Annotated in this window: 19 protein-coding genes; 4 read left to right on the top strand and 15 right to left on the bottom strand. The window is 37.1% G+C overall.

Annotated features, from left to right (window positions below; genetic code table 11):
- Nucleotides 1–54: 54 nt before the first annotated feature.
- Nucleotides 55–1293 carry a flagellin N-terminal helical domain-containing protein gene (locus ADM90_RS03170; protein WP_053993617.1) on the bottom strand — a complete coding sequence of 413 codons (1239 nt, stop codon included), beginning with the start codon at nucleotides 1291–1293 and terminating at the stop codon, nucleotides 55–57.
- A 404-nt stretch (nucleotides 1294–1697) separates the two neighbouring features.
- Here ADM90_RS03170 and ADM90_RS03165 point away from each other — a divergent pair, with 404 nt between their 5' ends.
- A complete protein-coding gene (locus ADM90_RS03165; protein WP_053993616.1) occupies nucleotides 1698–3896 on the top strand; it encodes a glycosyltransferase in 2199 nt (732 codons plus the stop codon).
- 129 nt (nucleotides 3897–4025) lie between these two features.
- Here the strand turns inward: ADM90_RS03165 and csrA are convergent, their stop codons facing one another.
- The 12 genes from csrA to ADM90_RS03105 all read right to left on the bottom strand — a co-directional run bounded on the left by csrA (nucleotide 4026) and on the right by ADM90_RS03105 (nucleotide 13335).
- Nucleotides 4026–4247 carry a carbon storage regulator CsrA gene (csrA, locus tag ADM90_RS03160; RefSeq protein WP_053993615.1) on the bottom strand — a complete coding sequence of 74 codons (222 nt, stop codon included), beginning with the start codon at nucleotides 4245–4247 and terminating at the stop codon, nucleotides 4026–4028.
- Entirely contained in the window at nucleotides 4247–4687 is a 441-nt protein-coding gene (gene fliW, locus ADM90_RS03155) for a flagellar assembly protein FliW (RefSeq protein ID WP_053993614.1), read from the bottom strand. The genes csrA and fliW overlap by 1 nt, the downstream gene beginning before the upstream one ends.
- Before the next feature lie 39 nt (nucleotides 4688–4726).
- Nucleotides 4727–5293, bottom strand: a complete 567-nt coding sequence (locus ADM90_RS03150) for a DUF6470 family protein (RefSeq protein ID WP_053993613.1) — start codon at nucleotides 5291–5293, stop codon at nucleotides 4727–4729.
- Between the two features lie 190 nt (nucleotides 5294–5483).
- Complete coding sequence (gene flgL / locus ADM90_RS03145; protein WP_053993612.1) at nucleotides 5484–6410, bottom strand: flagellar hook-associated protein FlgL; 927 nt, start codon at nucleotides 6408–6410, stop codon at nucleotides 5484–5486.
- Nucleotides 6411–6435: 25 nt separating this feature from the next.
- On the bottom strand, nucleotides 6436–7986 hold the full coding sequence (flgK, locus tag ADM90_RS03140) for a flagellar hook-associated protein FlgK (protein WP_053993611.1): 1551 nt from the start codon (nucleotides 7984–7986) through the stop codon (nucleotides 6436–6438).
- A 16-nt stretch (nucleotides 7987–8002) separates the two neighbouring features.
- Nucleotides 8003–8503: a flagellar protein FlgN gene (locus tag ADM90_RS03135; protein ID WP_053993610.1), complete on the bottom strand. Its 501-nt coding sequence runs from the start codon at nucleotides 8501–8503 to the stop codon at nucleotides 8003–8005.
- A gap of 15 nt (nucleotides 8504–8518) precedes the next feature.
- Nucleotides 8519–8779 (bottom strand): flagellar biosynthesis anti-sigma factor FlgM, encoded by a 261-nt coding sequence (gene flgM, locus ADM90_RS03130; protein WP_053993609.1) that lies wholly within the window; start codon nucleotides 8777–8779, stop codon nucleotides 8519–8521.
- A gap of 122 nt (nucleotides 8780–8901) precedes the next feature.
- Nucleotides 8902–9315, bottom strand: coding sequence for a TIGR03826 family flagellar region protein (locus tag ADM90_RS03125; protein WP_053993608.1), 414 nt, complete (start codon nucleotides 9313–9315; stop codon nucleotides 8902–8904).
- Between the two features lie 81 nt (nucleotides 9316–9396).
- Nucleotides 9397–9987, bottom strand: coding sequence for a ComF family protein (locus tag ADM90_RS03120; RefSeq protein WP_053993607.1), 591 nt, complete (start codon nucleotides 9985–9987; stop codon nucleotides 9397–9399).
- The gene (locus ADM90_RS03115) at nucleotides 9984–11369 is read right to left on the bottom strand and encodes a DEAD/DEAH box helicase (protein WP_053994873.1); all 1386 of its coding nucleotides are present in this window, start codon (nucleotides 11367–11369) and stop codon (nucleotides 9984–9986) included. Before ADM90_RS03115 ends, ADM90_RS03120 begins: the two co-directional genes overlap by 4 nt.
- A 198-nt stretch (nucleotides 11370–11567) precedes the next feature.
- A complete protein-coding gene (locus ADM90_RS03110; RefSeq protein WP_053993606.1) occupies nucleotides 11568–12410 on the bottom strand; it encodes a DegV family protein in 843 nt (280 codons plus the stop codon).
- Between the two features lie 376 nt (nucleotides 12411–12786).
- Nucleotides 12787–13335: a DUF3225 domain-containing protein gene (locus ADM90_RS03105; RefSeq protein ID WP_053993605.1), complete on the bottom strand. Its 549-nt coding sequence runs from the start codon at nucleotides 13333–13335 to the stop codon at nucleotides 12787–12789.
- Between the two features lie 312 nt (nucleotides 13336–13647).
- On the opposite strand from ADM90_RS03105, the gene ADM90_RS23605 reads away from it, so the two are divergent.
- A protein-coding gene (locus tag ADM90_RS23605; protein WP_235473289.1) for an IS3 family transposase occupies nucleotides 13648–14978 on the top strand; the annotation gives its coding sequence in 2 pieces (ribosomal slippage) (nucleotides 13648–14032 and nucleotides 14032–14978; 1332 coding nt in all).
- Between the two features lie 82 nt (nucleotides 14979–15060).
- Here ADM90_RS23605 and ADM90_RS03090 read toward each other — a convergent pair.
- Together ADM90_RS03090 and ADM90_RS03085 are read right to left on the bottom strand one after the other, a co-directional pair.
- Nucleotides 15061–15735 (bottom strand): response regulator, encoded by a 675-nt coding sequence (locus ADM90_RS03090; RefSeq protein WP_053993603.1) that lies wholly within the window; start codon nucleotides 15733–15735, stop codon nucleotides 15061–15063.
- A 34-nt stretch (nucleotides 15736–15769) separates the two neighbouring features.
- On the bottom strand, nucleotides 15770–16921 hold the full coding sequence (locus ADM90_RS03085) for a sensor histidine kinase (RefSeq protein ID WP_053993602.1): 1152 nt from the start codon (nucleotides 16919–16921) through the stop codon (nucleotides 15770–15772).
- A gap of 146 nt (nucleotides 16922–17067) precedes the next feature.
- On the opposite strand from ADM90_RS03085, the gene ADM90_RS03080 reads away from it, so the two are divergent.
- Both ADM90_RS03080 and ADM90_RS03075 read left to right on the top strand, forming a co-directional pair.
- Nucleotides 17068–17703, top strand: a complete 636-nt coding sequence (locus ADM90_RS03080) for a YigZ family protein (protein ID WP_053993601.1) — start codon at nucleotides 17068–17070, stop codon at nucleotides 17701–17703.
- Between the two features lie 176 nt (nucleotides 17704–17879).
- A complete protein-coding gene (locus ADM90_RS03075) occupies nucleotides 17880–18926 on the top strand; it encodes an LCP family protein (RefSeq protein ID WP_053993600.1) in 1047 nt (348 codons plus the stop codon).
- Nucleotides 18927–18949 lie beyond the last annotated feature (23 nt).

The following is an 18949-nucleotide window of genomic DNA, read 5'->3' as shown; positions in this document are numbered from 1 at the left end:
GTTTTGTGAATATAAAGAAAAAGCCTTCAAAGAGAAGACTTTTTCTATGGATGCTTATTGAAGTAATTGAAGCACACCTTGTGGTTGTTGGTTGGCTTGAGCTAACATCGACTGAGCCGCTTGCATTAAGATATTGTTCTTAGTGAAGCCCATCATCTCCTTAGCCATATCAGCATCACGGATACGAGACTCAGCATCAGATAAGTTTTCAGCGGATGTGCCTAAGTTTTTAACAGTATGTTCCAAACGATTTTGTACAGCCCCTAAGCGTGAGCGCTCTGTGGATACTTTTGTGATGGCATCGTCAATCTTTTTAATGGAAGCGTCTGCTTCTGCTCGGGAAGTAATTTCCATCAAGTTGTTCCCTTGATCATCTGTCAAATTAAGTCCTTTAAGATCCATGTTAGCAATATTTATTTCAATATTTTGCCCTTGGTTCGCACCAATATGGAGTTTTTTAGCTTGGTACGTACCATCTAATAATTTCATATTATTAAATTCAGTTTGCTCTGAAATACGATCTACTTCACTTCGAAGAGCAGTCAGTTCTTCTTGAATTTTCCCTATATCTTTGTTTGAAGCCGCATCTGTATTACCCTCACCCTTACCAGCTTTTAATGTAGCCGATGCATTCTTAACAGATGCTGAGTTAGCCTTAGTAGCTGCTGAGGCTGCCTTATTAGTTGCTGAGGCAGTCTTACCAGCTGCTGAACCTGCCTTACCAGCTGCTGAAGCTGCCTTACCAGCTGCTGAAGCTGCCTTACTAGCTGCTGAAGCAAGTCTACCAGCTGCCTGAAGAAGATCTGCTGAAGCCTGAAGCCTAGCTGCTGAACTTGTAAGAGCATCTGCTGAAGCTTGAAGTTTAGTTGCAGACTCTCGAAGAACAGCTGCTGAAGCACTTAGCGTAGCTGATGAACCTCGAAGAACAGCTGCTGAAGCCTGAAGCGCTGCTGCTGAAGCAGCATTACCAGCAACATTTCCACGTTCATTTGTTTGTGTAGATGCTTGAACAGCTAGCTCACGCATACGTTGTAATATTGCATGTGTTTCTTCTAATGCACCCTCAGCTGTTTTAATTAATGAAATACCATCTTGTGCATTTTTAGATGCCATTTGTAGACCACGAATTTGCCCACGCATTTTTTCAGAGATTGCTAGACCTGCTGCATCATCGCCAGCACGGTTAATACGGAAACCTGAAGATAATTTCTCAAGGTGTTTACTCGTATTTGTTGTATTGTTTGCCAAGTTACGATGTGCATTAAACGCTGCAATGTTATTTTGAATTCTCATTTGGAATTCCTCCTTGAATGTTTTTTATTCCACGTCCATGTGGTTTATAGGAACAGACATTATTTTTATAACCCCTGTACCCTACATTTACTATATCGTAATGTTTTAAAAAAGTTTAATAGTTTTTTTTATTTTTTTATTTTTTTGGATTTACTAGCGCTGGTTAAATCTTTACTGAATTTTCTACTTTGACTGCTAGCCATTTGAATTAATAACGAAGACAGTTAATTAATTCAGTTTTATCTATCATGATGGATTATTGTTAATGTGACGATTAGTAATTCCAATTCTTTTTTTTTTTGATAAAATGTTTATAAAGATATCATTGCTGATTTGTAACAGATTAAAAATAAAATGTTAATAATTTAGCGAAAAATGATTAAAAAGAGAGGATGTTCAACAATATGAGGAAAATTTTAATTAATCTTTTTTCGGAAAGTTTAACTGTTGAAGATTTCGAATATTTTACAAATACGTTACCGATAAAATTTGAAGTGTTTAACTATCAATTTGCAGCCCGAGATATGTTTCCAGATATTGTGGAAGCAATTATAAAGGATATACTACCTGCTAGAGAAATTGCGAAGACAAGGATTATTTTACAAACGAACGTAGTGGATTTGGGTCATTTTGGTGCTAAATTTTATTCAGAGCTATTAGATGGCGTCATTATTGTGGCGAAAAACAGTGAATTATTAACAAATGCGCAAAAAAATTTCTTAACAATGGATAGCCAAAATAATGTCGATTTTATGCTAGATATACTGCAAGCAGATAGCACCAACTTACGATTACACAAGGTGTATATGCATCAGCAGCATCAAGTGGACAATCGTTACTTAACGTTTTTATTTAACCAACGTCTATTAAATGATATTTCTCCTATAGAGGATTTCAGGCTGGTGGAAAAGAAAAAGTTGAGACATAATCTACAGTTTGTTAGTAAAGGCAATTTTGTTGAAACACATTTTTCGTTAGCAAATAAAAAATTGATTCCATTGAAAAAATCCGATGCACAAGACAAGATTTTTTATATCCAAACAGCCTTTGGAATGTACCAGTTCATACACGCTATTATGTCAACATCAGAAAGTGACTTTACAAAAAGAAGCTTTTTATTCACTTTGTTCGAACATGCCAAAACAAAGGGGAAAGCAGATGAGGTTCTCCGTTATATACTAGCATATCTGGACATAGCTGAGCTTCCACTTGTATCATTTGCAAATTATAACACATTTTGTATGTTACTTAGAGACCAGTCTGTGTTAAAAAGGCAGTATACATTTTTAAAGAAACATTTTGACCGCTTACATCCAAGTCAAGTTCATGCACTCATCACAAATAGTTTGTTCTATAAAACAGCCCACAATCAACCTACCTATGATGGGATGATAGCTGATCAATTACTACTAATGGGAAAAATTAATCAATTTTGGAGAAAGGAAATAACACTTCCTAAAGAACAAAAACGAGTACCATATCGAATAGCGGTTGTTGTAGGGCAGTTTCTATCTATTGAACATGGTCCAACTAAGTTGGCAGTTCAATATGTAAATGAATTGAAAATGCATTATCCAAAAGCAGATATAAAAATTTTCGTTGAGGATTTATTTACCTATTCACCAAACGAGTTAGGGTGGCTAATGGCCTATACAATAAAAAGTTCTAGTACACAACAATTATATCATCGCCCCCATTTACATACAGAAATAGATGTCTATTACTCCAATTGTACATTGGAAAGAACACAACGGATACAACAAGATGTACAAGCAATTGTTGACTTCCAACCTTCTATTATTTATAAGATAGGGTCATCTTATAATGTAGTAACCGATTTATTGTATCCGTATTTCCCTATCGTAAGTCAGTCGATCAGTGGAGAAGAAGCTTGTCAATTTGTTGATGTATTCACGAGTGGTTATCCGGAAAGTCAAATACAGCAATTTTATGATGAAACCAATATTGCTGATCAAGAATATATATCCCATACAACCAAAATAGAGCAACCTCAAAAAGCTGTTATCAAAAACCGAATAATGTATGGATTGACTGATTCGGATTTTGTGATGATCACAGTTGGCACTAAGTTAGAAGCCGAAATCACAAAAGCATTTGTTGAGCAACTAATAAAAGTCTTAGATACAGATATGGACAGCAAATGGTTGATTGTAGGTACACAATATCATTCGATAATAAATAATTCTTATCAAAAATATGTAGATGAAAAGAGAATACTATTTATAGAATATGAAGAACATTTATTTGACTTATATCATATTTGTGATATTTATGTAAATCCACCTAGATTTGGTGAAGGAATTAGTGGAGCACTAGCTATGTGGGCCAAGTTACCCATTATTACAACTGATCCTACTGCTGCTGTTAGCCTATACACCGGGGAAGAGAATTGTATAGAATTAACATTATTCTCACAAGAAATATTGACACTCAAAAGCAATAGGGAATACTACGAACAAAAAGCCAATGATATGCAAAATCGTATTACCACAAATCATTTTTTTGAACAGACAACCAATGATTTACAACAAATATTTAATCGAGCGATTAAAAAATTTGAAGAAAGGACCTATAAAATTTGAAAGAAACCCTGCCTATTAGTAAAACAGATTCAAGACTATAAATTACTCTCAAATTAAGTAACACAACTTTGATCTTCAACATAAAAGGAGATACCTAGACAAATTTGCCTAAGTATCTCCTTTTGTATTCTATTTATGCTTTTTCAACTGTTCTAATACATCTGTCGTCATCGCAAGTGCTTCTTTATTTTGACCTTGAATCGCTTGAAATACTTCTGTCCGATGAATTGTTACTGCTTTTGGTGCGACAATGCCTATCTTAATTTGCTCGCCTTCGATTGCTAGTATTTTCACTTCAATTTGTTCACCAATCATAATGGACTCATTTTTTTTCCTAGATAAAACTAACATTATTTCATACTTTCCTTTAGTGTTGGAATTGGATAACGTAACGGGTAATCTTTGTCATGTAACACAATTTGTTTACCTAGCTTTTTGTTACTATTCATCACTATTGGTGCTAGTAGGTTCAATGTTGATTCTTGGAATGGTTCTTTTAATGTAATAATCACATAGGTCATTACATCTTCTTCTTTTTCAATTTGCAACTGTTCTTTATCGTCATTGCTTAAATCAAAGTTATAGTCTGGCTTAAAAGCATATGGAAACGCAAGGATAAAACTGATTTCCGCACATTCTGTTGCTTGCAAAAGAACTAATGGTAAATCGACGTCGAGTGGTAATAAAGCAAACTTTGTATATTCTTCTAATCCCATTAAACCATGTTCGAATGTTAAAATATCTTGCTCTGCAATTTCTATCTCACCTAAAAATTTTGTATTAATTTTCATCTATTTTTGAACCCTTCTTCTGTTTATTTTATCCGCTTGTTAACTGAGAACATCAATATCGACACGCGGTCTTTGCACCATTGTTCCCATTATTTTACCAGGTGTGTAATCATGTATTGCTTTGTTTACTTGTACATTAATTTGTGGTTTATTACGTGTAATATTGATGTCTAGTTTGCTAGGTTGATAGTTAGTTTTCACCGAACCGACAGAAGGGACAAATTTAATATTATATGGTCCTTCTCTTTTTGGACCATGGTTTTGTTTAGCAATCTGTTGGATCACAGCATCTTTTTGTCCTTTACCAGCACTCTCCATCATTTGTCGCCCTTCTTGAGCACGACGCGCAAGACCCCTCATAGCCTCTTGCTTTCCCTCTTGTGCATAGCGCTTTATCATTTCACCAGTTGGAAAGTAGCCTAAATCTCTTCTAGCATCTGAGGAATCAATTGTCAATTTGCCCGGTGTTGTATGCATTTCAAGTGTTGCAGCAGGCTGAGAAATTGTTAGTTTAGCTTGTGGCTGCTGAATATGCTGGACAGGGGCCTGTTTTTGCCAATTCATCTGAATATCCGTTGTACGAATTTGAATTTGCGGTAATTTCATATGCATCTCACCTTTCCAAAAAATATCTAAATCGATTAGTCAAATACTTTTTGATAATAGGTTACTATTTTTCCCCTTCCACTTTGCCTTCAGGATAGAACCTTAGCAGATTCTATATTATAAAATCTACTTCAAATACAAAAACGTTTGCCTCTGCCGCTTCGCTTTCGAGGCAGAACCTTAGTAGATTTTATCTTATAAAATCTACTAAGGTTTGCTGAATAATTTTTGCTCCTACTGATAGAGCGGCTTGGTGAATGGAACTTTGTGTTACCATATTGGTAATCGTTGCGGGATATTCCGTATCTTCATTTAGGGACATTTGCTTTATGATATTTCCTTCACCTATTCCTAGTCGATTTTCCATCAGCTCGACACGATTTTGACGTGCTCCAACATCTGCTTGCATTTTCAATGTCTTTTCATGAACGCTATCTAGTGCTGGGATTGTTGTACCAGCACCATCTATAACTTGTAAGCCAAGCGCTTCACTGATCTCATCACTGGTTTTAGTATCATCGTCTAAAATGGTTGTTACATGGGCCATAAAGTCATCTAGTTCACCAAACAACTCAGCTCCTGGTGTATTAATGGACATTCTAATTCCATCAAACACATCAATCTCAACCGTTTTCTCTTTGCCAAGTGTTGTAACAGCTGGATTTTGTGGACCTATTTTATCCGTATAGAGCGGCTCGTTTACATGTGTACCTGAAAAAATATAATTCCCAGCAACTTGCGTATTGCTAATATCGCGTAGATGCTCTTTAATTTGTTTCATTTCTGCATTAATTTTTTGACGTTCAGTCCCATTTGTATCGTTTGCTGCCTGTACAATCAGCTCCTTGACACGCTTTAATGCCGAACTCGCTTGATCAAGTGCTTCGTCTGTTGAATCCAACCATGAATTTGCTGTACTTAAATTACGTTGGTATTGTTCAGTTTTACCAAGATCCACACGGTACCCCATCCCCATCACTGCTGCAACAGGATCCTCAGATGGTTTGGTAAATTTTCTACCAGAGGTCAACATATCTTGATAGTTTGACATTTTCCCATAACTATTATTTAAATTCCTTAACATATTACTAGATAGCATAGATTGTGTAACACGCATTATTAACTCTCCTTTTAAATAACGATTATAGTCCTACTCGTCCCATTCCATTGATAATTCTATCTAATGTTTCATCTACGACTGTAATCATACGTGCATTGGCGTTGTAGGCTTGTTGAAATGTAATCATATTGGTCATCTCTTCATCCAAATGAACCGAACTCATCGAAGCACGATTATTTGCGATTTGTAAGTGTAGTGCCTGTGAATTTTTCACATTAGTATCTGCCTCTTTCCCTCTGACAGCTAAGTTCCCTGTTATTCCTCTATAGTAGTTTTGAAATGTCGCTTGACCTAAAATAGCATTTGCCTTAGATTGTAACGCTGCTAGTTCAAGCATATTTTTATTATTACCAGATTCACCTGCCGTATCAGATACAGCCACATCTTCTGGATCCGTAATCACTACTCTAAAATCTCTAGCTGTCGTACCACTGAAGAAATCCCGATTGCCCAAAGTGTCATTTAAACCAAAGCCTGCTCGATGAATCGTATTAAACGTGGTAATAAATTCATTAGCTAATGTATCTAAATTGGCTAGCATTTCTGGATAAAGACCTTGCCCTGTATCATGCCCATATGCCTCTATTAGTGCTCGCAAACCTCCACCTTCTTTATGTAGCTGAGCGTAGTTAATAGTAAAAGAACCTGTTGTTGGATCGGCTGGTGGGTCTCCAATAGCAGAAACTCGAAACTCCTGAAACTCTGCAAAACTTCCTGTTGCTGGGTCATCCTCCTCACCATCAACTCGGAGACCATTTCTATCCATCACAGCAAGTGCTGCATATTCTTTGCCCTTCACTAAAGTAATTGGTGCACTGCCATCTGTTGGTACATAAGTAATCGTCATTGTGCCTTCTGCTACATCTTTTGCTAACCCACCAGTTTTTTCTCGTAAAATGGAGACAGGTAACTGTTTATTTAACTCATCCACTAATACATCACGCACATCATATAAATCATTCGGCACATAGCCACTTGGTTCTACCATTTCAATTTGCTTATTAATCTGTGCAATTTGTTTAAGTAACGAGTTGACATTGTCTGTTGTAACCTTGATTTCATTTCCGATGTTCCCCTGAATCTTCTTTAATTGTTGATCCATATAATTGAAGGAGTCTGCAAGGGTTCTCCCGTTAGCAATTAACACTTGACGTGCAGCCGATAACTGTGGATCTTTCGTAATATCCTCCATAGATTTCCAAAAATCTGTAAACGCTTGGTTAATTCCATATTTAGAAGGCTCATCCATTACATCTTCCATTTGTGAAATAGACTTCACCGTGGATTCCCAATAACCTAGCCTATTTGTTTCTTGTCGATATTGTCGATCAATAAATTCATCGCGAATCCGCTGAATCGAGCCTGCTTCTACACCTGTTCCAAGATGACCTGGATAATTGGGTTGGTTCAAACCTGGTCTTGGAAAGCCAGGTGTTGCTTGCATATTAACACGTTGACGAGAATAGCCTAATGTATTGGCATTCGAAATATTATGCCCTGTTGTATATAAAGCCGTTTGTTGTGTGAAGAGACCTCGTTTATTTGTTTCTAAGCCCATAAATGTTGAGCGCATTGTTGTTCCTCCCTTTTTATGCTTGCGAATCGAAATATGATTTTTTCGCTACACTATTTGTACCATGTACCTCACTACTAGAGTAGTTTATTTGCTCTGTACGAGGTTTCAAGGAATCTAATGTTAGGTTAACAATTTGTAGTGATTGGAATACAAGCTTTTGATTTAAGTCATTTTGGTTTCGTAAGTCGTTAATAATTACTAATAAACGATCGCGAACTGCTGATAATGCTTCTTTATCAGCTTGTTGTTCAGCGGCCTCGATGACATCCGCCACAGTTCTATTGTCAGTTGAAGCAACTCCCTTTGCCTCAAAGTAATCCGTTACTTGTTTCTGACGCTGTTGCTCGAACTTATCGATGGCTGCTACATGTGCCTGCTCGTCCTTGAGCAATTGACCCAGTGCTTCGATATCGCCAGCTTTAATAATTTCTGTTTTTTTATAGGCTAGTTCAAGTAAGCTTTTATGCATTCTTTCTAGCATAGTTAATGTAGAACATATCGCTTCTACAGACATATCATGAACACCCCCTTAGAAACGATAATATTTCAGCATGTCCTCTGCTACTTGGCGAGCGTTTACTTTGTATTCACCTGAAGCGATATCCTCTTTCAATTGTTGGACACGTTCTGCGCGCTCAGTGCCATAGGTTGATACCCCTTGCAACTCCTGTGCAGCCTTGGAAATTTCAATTTTATCTGCAAAAGATGCTTTGTTTGTATCCGATTTAACATTGCGTACTTGTTTTTTATAGGCATCCATCGCATGAATACCATAAGATGTAATTTTCATATTGAACCCTCCCATCAAAAAGTCTTCTCTTCCTATTATTTCGGATTGTCTCACATAATGTTAAGTTTTCACATCTAAAAAAGTGTGTTAATTTTGTTTAAAATTAACACACCTCTAATTGTCTAACGCTTACGATCTGAATGATATGTTGCACGATCACGTTCTTCTACACTTTCACGGAATTCCTTTGCCGCTTCAAATGTACGTAAATCTGCCTTTAAATCATCCTGACATTTCGTACAAAGCTTTCCTTTATTCGTAAGATGGCCACAATTATCGCAGGGATAGCCCAAATTAGGAAACATGGCTGGCTGTAAACGTCCTTTACGCACCCATTTATATAATAAATCCTGCTCTGCTCCTGTTGCTTCCACAATACGCTCTACCGTTGCTGCTCGGTTCTCACGTTTACGTAAAAAACGATAAACAATCTGATACAGCTCTTCCTCTGATTGCGCACACTTATGACATACTTCCCTTAAGCCTATATAGTTAAAAAATTCATTACATTTTGGACAATTGCGAACCTCTGCCATCTCTTTTCCTCCTCTTACCAGTCATCGTAATCTATCAATGATATACTCATAATCTATTATATACATAACCGATTCATATTTTCAGCCATCAATTAATGTGAAGTACTGGACATTTTTAGCTCCTGCTGTCATTAACACCTCTATAGCATGCTTTAAAGTTGTTCCTGTAGTTTTTATATCGTCAAAAAGTAGGTAATCTTTATATTCCACCTGTGCCCCTGCCTTTAAACGAAAAAGTGGAGATGCGTGTATGCGCTGGTCTCGATTTTTTGAGCTTTGTGTCTCCGTTGTTGTTTTCTCTAGTAGCTGAATATAGGGAATATACGCTGCCTTTAAAAGCTCCTCGGTATGTGAGAAGGTGCGTTCCTGCTGTTTTATGGGATGCATTGGAATAGGTAGAATAATGGCCTTTTCCTTTTTAAATCGGGTATAAAGCTCCTGCCGAAATACCTTTGCAAGAGCGACATCTTGTAAAAACTTTAATTGATGCAAATACTCTCTCATTGTCTCATTATATTGATAAAGTGCTGTTGTTGATTGTGCAGGGACAAAGCGAGCACTACATTTTTCACAAATAGTTGGCGAAAATTGTTTTGTTAAGAAAGCCTTCCAGGAGATTGTGGTCTTTAGAGGCTGTGAGCATAATAAACACCGAGATTCGATTTTATTCATAACGAAAATCCTTCCTTATTATAAAAAATAATTTTTGCACGTGCTTCATCCATTTTTGTCGTTATACCATGATGAAAAAATCGTATATCTCCATCAGGAAAATCCTTATTCCGCCCAACACGTCCTGCAATTTGAATAAGCGCATTGGCAGTAAAAATCGGGGATTCTGCACCAACAACTGCTACCTGTACATTTCGAATCGTAATGCCTCTTTCTAAAATAGTCGTTGTTAATAGTCCTGGGATTTCCTTATTTCTTAGCTTTAATACCTTTTCTTTACGCTCAGGGTCTTCTGCATGCACAGCGAGTATTTGTTTATTAATGGATTGAAAAAGTAATGCCGCCTTCTCCATTAATGCGACTGTTGGGAAAAATATTAAAAACGGTTCCTTTTGAACAATGCGTTGTTCCGTCCAGTGTTTTAGCTTTTTTGGGATTTTTCCTCGAAAAAAGCTTTTTTCATAGTTCCATAAAGCGTCAAATTGAGGAACTGGTAATGGATGATTATGATAACGTTTTGGGATAAATGAAGTACTTTCATGTTGAAAAGCCTGTTGTAGTTTTAAGGAAGGGGTCGCCGTCACAAAAACAATAGGTGCATCTGCTTTTTTAGCCTTTTCTACAGCTTTTTGCAATGTTTCATCAAATGTATAAGGGAAGGCATCTGCTTCATCAACAATCATCACATCAAATGCCTGATCAAACCGATAAAGCTGATGTGTTGTTGCTAGCACAAGCTGCGCATAGCCATCTTGCTTTGGTGCTCCACCATATAAAGCATGAATCACCGTTTTGGGAAATACCTGTTGAAAACGAGGGTATAGCTCTAATACAACATCCGTGCGTGGCGTAGCAATACAAACACGTAATGCTCGCTTTAATGCATCATGAACAGTTGGAAAAAGTAGCTCGGTTTTTCCAGCCCCGCAAACTGCACTAATAAGATGTGAGCGCTTTGCCTTTACGCTTGCTAATGTTTCATCGGCAGCCTGCTGTTGAAGCTCCGTAAATTGCCCTGTCCATTTTAATACATGCTTACGTTTTTTTATGGCGGTAGGTCCAGTCCAAAGTATTAGCTGTGTACAACTGCTCACCCGCCCCATTTGAATACAATGCCGACAGTAGATACATGGCTGCTGACAGCTTGCACATTCAAATATCGTAAATAGCTCAGGGTCTATATTATGACAACGATTACATTTATTAAATGGATTTTTTTGGATTCCCTCTAGTATATGAAAATATTGATGTGTAATTGCCTTATCAATATCTATGGGTAAAAAAGGTGAATGATTTTTTAACCAAATACGCCCTTCATGAAAATCTCGCAATGCTGGTGGTAATATCCAACCTGTATATTTCATAAATGTTTCTCCTTTCATGGACATAATATTGTTTCGAGCTTGCGTAAAAAAATTTTTCTCAAAATCTATGACACTTGCTGAATAGTAAGCATTCATCTTGTCATCTATGGAGGTGGGCGTCTTCTGTATCTGATGTTTTGCCTTCAATGCAAAAAATTTGCTGCACTAAAATAAAAAAGCCTCTACATTTGCTGTAGAGACCTTCGCACTTATAATTTATTTTTTTGTCCAGCCTAAGCCCATTGCACCTTCACCTAAATGAGTACCGATAACAGGACCAAAATAGCTCAATGTAAAGTTTACATTCGGGTAGGTGGCTGCTAATTGTGCTAACCATGCCTGGGCTTCCTCTTCACAATTGGCATGAATAACAACGGCATTCATCGCCTCATACTTCTTTGCATCTGCTGCTAACAATTCCTCCACACGCTTTAATGCCTTTTTACGTGTCCGAATTTTTTCAAAAGGTACAATAACCTTATCAACAAAATGCAGAACTGGCTTTACTTGCAGCAAGCCACCGATCAGCGCTGCAGCAGAAGATAATCGCCCACCACGCTGTAAATGTGCTAAGTCATCTACAATAAAGTAAGCACGGGTATACTGCTGCATATCCGCTAATGCTGCGAGTATATCTTGTGCTGAAAAGCCCTGTTGCACCATTTCAGCTGCTTTTAATGCAAAAAAGCCTTGAACCGCACAGGATATTTCACTGTCAAAGGCATGAACCTCAATACCTTCCACCATTTCGCCTGCCTGTACTGCCCCTTGATATGTTCCACTAATGCCGCTTGATAAATGAATAGCAATAACCTCATCGTAATCCTTCGCTAACTCTTCAAAAAGGGCGACAAATTCTCCGATTGGAGGCTGTGTTGTCTTTGGAAATTCTTTTATTCCACGCACCTTATCATAAAATTCAGATGCTGTAATGTCTACTTCTTCGGCAAATAATTGACCTGAGACATTAACACTTAACGGTACCATATGAATATTTAAGCGTGCACGTTTCTCAGCCGTAATATATGCCGTACTATCTGTTACGATTGCCGTCCTCATCTAATTGTCCACTCTCCTATTCTTCATAGTTTACAATCAATTTCAACGCGGTGCAATTATTGCTTCAATCCCTTATGCCTTGGCTAACTCTCGTCTCGATTTTTTCGAGTTTGCGAGGGAAATTCTATTCAACATCCGTGAAATCCACTGAGGCTTTTATCTTGATCCAGTGTTCATTCTGTCAGCCATTGCATAAAATGAAAACATACATTTATCTCAACGCCTATTGAGGGCGAAGTCTTCTACTTGAAACAAGATAACAATTTATTTTCTACAAAAAGAAATGAATGTGACTTAGGTTCGCTTCCGTCGCACATTCATGTTCTATGTATAAAAGCTAATCTTCACCCAGATGAATGAAGATAGCTATGATTGGTTAATTGCCTGTACTTGATTGTGAGTCATCACCAATATAAAAGACGCTTGTGACCTTCCAATCACCATCTTCCTTTACAAAAACCGTGACCTGACGTCCTGCACTTTCATGCTCAACTTTTGTCTCAAGCTGAAGAGAATGCATTTTCATATTTGCAAATACTTGAGCCTCTTTCTCAGGTTCAAATTTTGCAATTGTAACATTTTCTACTTCACGCTTCATATCAAATTGCTCAAATACTTCTGTTGCATATATTTTTTCTTCATCATAGTTAAAGCCTTTTGGACTTTTCGAGATGGTTTCCATATATCGATCAATTTCTTCAGCATTAAGTGCTGCAATATACTCATCAAAAGAGGCTAAAATTGCCTTTTCTTCTGCATCTGGTACATTGTCAGCCTTTTCAACATTGCCCCCTGTCATCTCAAAGCCCACTGTACCATCATCTATGACCTTTTCTCGTTCTTCATCACTCATCTTCTCATCTTTATTACCACAGGCAGTTAATACCATTAAGATTAAAACTGCTAGAAAACTTTTCTTTAACATCAAAAACCCTCCCGCGCATATTGTAGCATATAAATCCTATCGTAGGAATTTTGTTGTGTATTTTCAACATTTACCTGCTACATCTTTCTTAGGACGCCTTAAGCTATAAAATGTTGCATGATTTGCATAAAAGTCTACCTGCAATAATGTGAAAGCTTAGCTCGTTTACTTATGTAGATTGTATCATTATGAAAAAATAAAAAACTGTTTTAAAAATAAAATGTACCCTATACGATAGACACTTTGAAAAAAGACTATCGTATAGGGTATTTTTCTTTATAATGAGAAAAAAGATGTTGGAGCGGATGAGAGATGACCAAACAATTATTTACAAAAGAAGAACAGAAACAGCTAAAACGTAATCCAAATGTACAAGCAGTTAGCGAGAAAGCGATTACGTATACAGATGAATTCAAACGTCATTTCATCGCTGAAAATGACAAAGGAAAATTACCAAGAGAAATTTTCGAAGAGGCAGGTCTAAATGTAGAATTAATTGGTTTACAACGAATTAGCTCTGCCGGAAAACGTTGGCGTGCAGCTTATCGACAAACCGGTGTGGAAGGCTTACAAGATACACGAAAGACAAATTCGGGACGTCCCTCACAAAAAGAGGGAAGTTTGGAGGAAAAGATTGCCCGCTTAGAAGCCAAAAACCAGCTATTACGTGCAGAAAATGAATGTCTAAAAAAGCTCGATCTACTCGAAAGGCAGATGTTGAAGAAGAAATCACAATCGAAGCGAAACTAAAATTCGAATTAATTGAACAGACACTTCAAAAGTATAAATTAAAGCGCATGGTGAGCTATTTATGTGAAGTAATGGGCGTATCTCGTTCAGGGTTCTACAATTATTTTAACGAAAAATCAGCGCAAAATCGTGCAAACCAAGATGAAGCAGATGAAGTAGTGAAAGCCATTATTTTAAAGGCGTATCACTTCCGTGGACGTAAAAAAGGGGCACGCCAAATTAAAATGACGCTCCAAAATCAATATGGGATTACCTATAACTTAAAGCGAATTCGCCGCATTATGAAGAAGTTCGACATCATTTGTCCGATTCGCAAGGCCAATCCAGCCCGACGTATGGCGAAAGCGACGAAAGAACATCGCACTTGCGCGAACGAACTACAACGCAACTTTAAACAAGGTGTAGCAGGGAAAGTGTTATTAACAGATATCACGTATTTAACATATAAAAACGGCAAGCGTGCTTATTTATCAACGATTAAAGACGCTGAGACGAACGAAATTCTAGCATATGAGGTGTCGCCTTCTTTACACCTGGACATCGCTCTGACCACATTGAAGCAATTAAAAAAACATGCACATTTAGCAGAAGATGCCTTTATCCATTCCGATCAAGGATTTCATTATACAAGCCCGATTTACCAAGCATTGGTGAAGAAAATGGGCTTAGGACAGTCCATGTCACGTCGAGGAAATTGTTGGGATAACGCGCCACAAGAATCTTTCTTTGGGCATTTTAAAGATGAAACAAACATCAAAGCGTGTGAAACGCTAGAAGAAGTAAAACGAGAAATTAAAAATTATATGACGTACTACAATCATTATCGTGGGCAATGGAACTTAAAGAAGCTGCCGCCTGCAAAATACAGACAGCAACTTCAACAAGTTGCCTAGCTCTTTTTCAAAATGTCCTTTACAAAGGGTACACTTTAAAACTACTTCAACATCAAGTAGTTTTTTAAAACAGCTTTGCTTATTAGCGTACTTCAACCCAACCATTTTTTATGGCTGTCACAACGGCTTGTGTACGGTCATTTACATTCATTTTTTGTAGAATACTTGACACATGGTTTTTAACCGTCTTTTCAGAGATAAACAGCGATTCACCAATTGTACGGTTTGATTGGCCGTCTGTTAATAGCTGTAACACTTCACATTCACGTTTTGTTAATAAATGGAATGGACGATGGATTTCAGTTTGGTGGAAATTTCCTTTATTTTCATGTTCTGAAAGGCGACGGAATTCTGCCACTAAATTTTTCGTTACTTTTGGATGTAAATAAGAACCTCCATTGGCAACTACTTTAATCGCCTCTACAATTTCATCTGCATCCATCTCTTTTAGCATATAGCCAAGAGCACCCGATTTCAGTGCATGTGTCACATATGTTTCATCATCATGAATCGACAGCATAATTACTTTTGCATCTGGAAATTCATGAATTAACTCCGCTGTTGCCTCTACGCCATTTTTACCTGGCATATTAATATCCATTAATACAACATCTGGTTCATTTTCAGCATATAACGTAACTACGTCTGCACCATCGTCACCTTCCGCTACTACATCAAACGTGTCTTCAAAATCCAAAATACGTTTTACTCCTTCACGGAATAACTGGTGATCGTCTACAATAATAATCTTTGTCATGTGTCTTTACCCCCTAAATTTCTGCAACAATTACTTACTCTACTTCTAATGGAATTTTAAATAAAACGGTTGTACCACGATTTATTTCACTAGTAATAGAGAGTGAACCACCTAAAATTTCAATACGTTCCTTCATGCCTAAAATACCAAATGAATGGTCTTTTACTATATGTGGGTCGAAGCCTACACCATCATCTTTTACAACAATATTAACGGCATTCTTTAGCCATTCAAGCTTTACCCAAATATCTTTACATTTACCATGTTTCATGGCATTTGTCACACATTCTTGCACCAATCGGAAAATTGACACCTCATGATTTGAAGGTATACGCTTTTCTGTGCTTCTCGATTGGAAGTGTATTTCGATACCTGGATTGTATTCAGTGACTGTCGATAAATACTTCTTTAATGTCGGAACAATACCTAAATCATCAAGTGCCATTGGTCTTAAATCATAAATAATACGCCGCACTTCAGATAGCGCATTACGCACCGTTTTCTTTAAATCTGCAATTTCAGCCAGTGCCTTGTCAATGCCTTTTTCACGATACGTTCTATCTATTAAATCCGTGCGCATAAGGACATTTGCCAGCATTTGAGCAGGTCCGTCATGAATTTCTCTCGATAAACGCTTGCGCTCTTCCTCCTGTGCTGCAATAATACGTATCCCAAAATCTTGCTTCATTTTGGCTTGTTCAAGCGCTAAACTAACATTTTTTAAATCTTCTGAAGTTAAGTAACTCAAAACGACATTTACCTGATTAACAATATGATCAGCACGTTCAATGGTATCGAGTAGCCCTCTCAATCTTCTCTCTAAATCATCTCTTTTATCACGTAGCTGTTTTTCCTGTGTTCTAATAACGGAGAGCTTCACTTGAAAATCATGCGCCGTTTCATAGGCTTCTCTAACTTGTGCTTCGGTATAATTATCAAAAGCTTTACTTACTAGCACAAGCCTTTGCTTAGCAAGCTGTGTACTTTTTTCTAAAGCATCACCTTCATCAATTACGATGGATATTTGTTTTCGAACAATTTCTAACTCATTTTGCATATCTTCAAAGCTTCTTCGACTTTGTTCACTTATAATAAAGATATCGTCCTTTGAGCTCATAATTGTATCTAACATTCGATCAAAAATGTCATCAAGTGACTTTAAATCGAAGGTATCATTTGAAAACATAGTATACTCCCCAGTCTAATGATTACTTACTATTTGAATAGACCTAATTAGTCTACACCTATTATAGCACCACCATGCTAAAATTTAATGCTTTTTCTTTACGAAAATTATAAAATGGAACTCGAATTAAAAGGAGATTGATACAAATGAGAGAAAATTATTTAACCGTAAAAGGATATGGTGAGAGTGAAATTATTATTTCTAAATCTCGCTTCCTCACTTATATAGAACGCGCAGAAACGGAAGAGGATGCAATTGCCTTTATCGACAGCATCAAAAAAAGGCATCAGAATGCTACTCATAATTGCTCAGCTTATATTATTGGCGAACATGACCATATTCAAAAGGCCAATGACGATGGGGAACCTAGTGGTACAGCAGGCGTCCCTATGTTAGAGGTTTTAAAAAAGCAGAGTCTAAAAGATACAGTTGTTGTGGTCACAAGATATTTCGGCGGTATTAAGCTAGGCGGCGGTGGTCTAATTCGCGCATATGGAAAAGCAACAACAGAGGGTTTGATGGCTGCCCAAATTGTGGAACGAAAGCTCCATCATTTTATGAAAGTTGCTATTGATTACACATGGCTAGGAAAAGTTGAAAATGAAATAAGAGGCTCATCTTATACACTAGAGGAAATACGTTATTTAGAGGGCGTCGAAATTATTGTTTCTGTGTCAAAGGAGGAAGAAGAGCAGTTCCGAAATTGGATCACAGACATCACAAATGGTCAAGCAACCATCACTTTCGAAAATGCACAATTTATAGAATTTATTGTTAGATAAATAGTTTTAATTGTCGAATCGAATTATGCATAGTATAATTTTTATGTTAGGCTATTTTTATTGACCACATATGTATCCATTAATTACATTTTAATTTTAAATTGTATTTGCACAAAAGATAAATTTAGCTTCATCGCATTATTATTCCCATTAATTTAGAGGAGAATATATTAAATATGAAAAAAAGGTCAATCAGTAAAAAAAGATCTTCTAAAGCTTCCCTAATTATAAAAGTTACACTTCTATTAGCTGCTAGTTTGGTAATTTGTGTAGTTGCCTATGGGGTGTACCTTACAAAACAGGTCGAACACGCTGCAAACTCAGCTCATGAAGTATTAGAAGGTCGAGAGGCTCCTCCACTGCGTGAAGCAAAAGTAGAGCCTATACACGATAATGTGTCCATTTTATTTGTCGGGGTTGATGATAGTGATAAACGTGAGCAAGGCTCTGACAACTCTCGTTCTGATGCACTGATTTTAGCTACATTAAATAATAAAACAAACTCAGTGAAGATGTTAAGTATCCCGCGTGATTCTTATGTTTATATTCCAGAAGTCGGCTATAAAGATAAAATTACACACGCACACGCTTTCGGCGGAACATTGACGACTATCGAAACGGTAGAAGAATTATTTGATATCCCCATCGACTATTATGTGCGAATGAACTTCAATGCCTTTATTGATGTTGTAGACGCTTTAGGCGGCATTGAAGCAGAAGTACCTTATACTTTGCATGAATTAGATGAATTTGATAAGTATACAATTAATTTAGAACCAGGCTTACAACATCTAAACGGCAGTGAGGCTCTTGCTCTTGCGCGAACACGTAAACTAGATAGTGATATTGAACGCGGTAAACGTCAGCAGGAAATTTTATCAGCTATTATTAAAAAGACTGCCTCTGTTGGCTCCATCACAAAATACGATGATGTCATTAAAGCGCTTGGTGATAATATGAAGACAGATATGACATTCGCAGAAATGAAATCCTTCTTATCGTATTTAACACAAGGTGTACCACGTATCGACTCATTAACATTAGAGGGGCAAGATGATACATCTACTGGTATTTATTATTACCAACTAGAGCAAAGTTCTGTTAAAGAAATACAAGAAATTTTCAAAAATCATCTTGGACTCAATGAAAGTTCATCAAGCCTAACAACTAGCACAACAGGCACGAATAGTGCTGCTAGCGATGAAACCTCAGAAATCGAATAAGTAAATTTTTAGACCATGGACAA

This window comes from Lysinibacillus macroides (genome assembly GCF_001281525.1).
GTDB classification, from domain to species: Bacteria; Bacillota; Bacilli; order Bacillales_A; family Planococcaceae; genus Lysinibacillus; species Lysinibacillus macroides.
The sequence above is the reverse complement of the archived record's forward strand: the minus strand, read 5'-3'. Positions and strand labels throughout refer to the sequence as shown.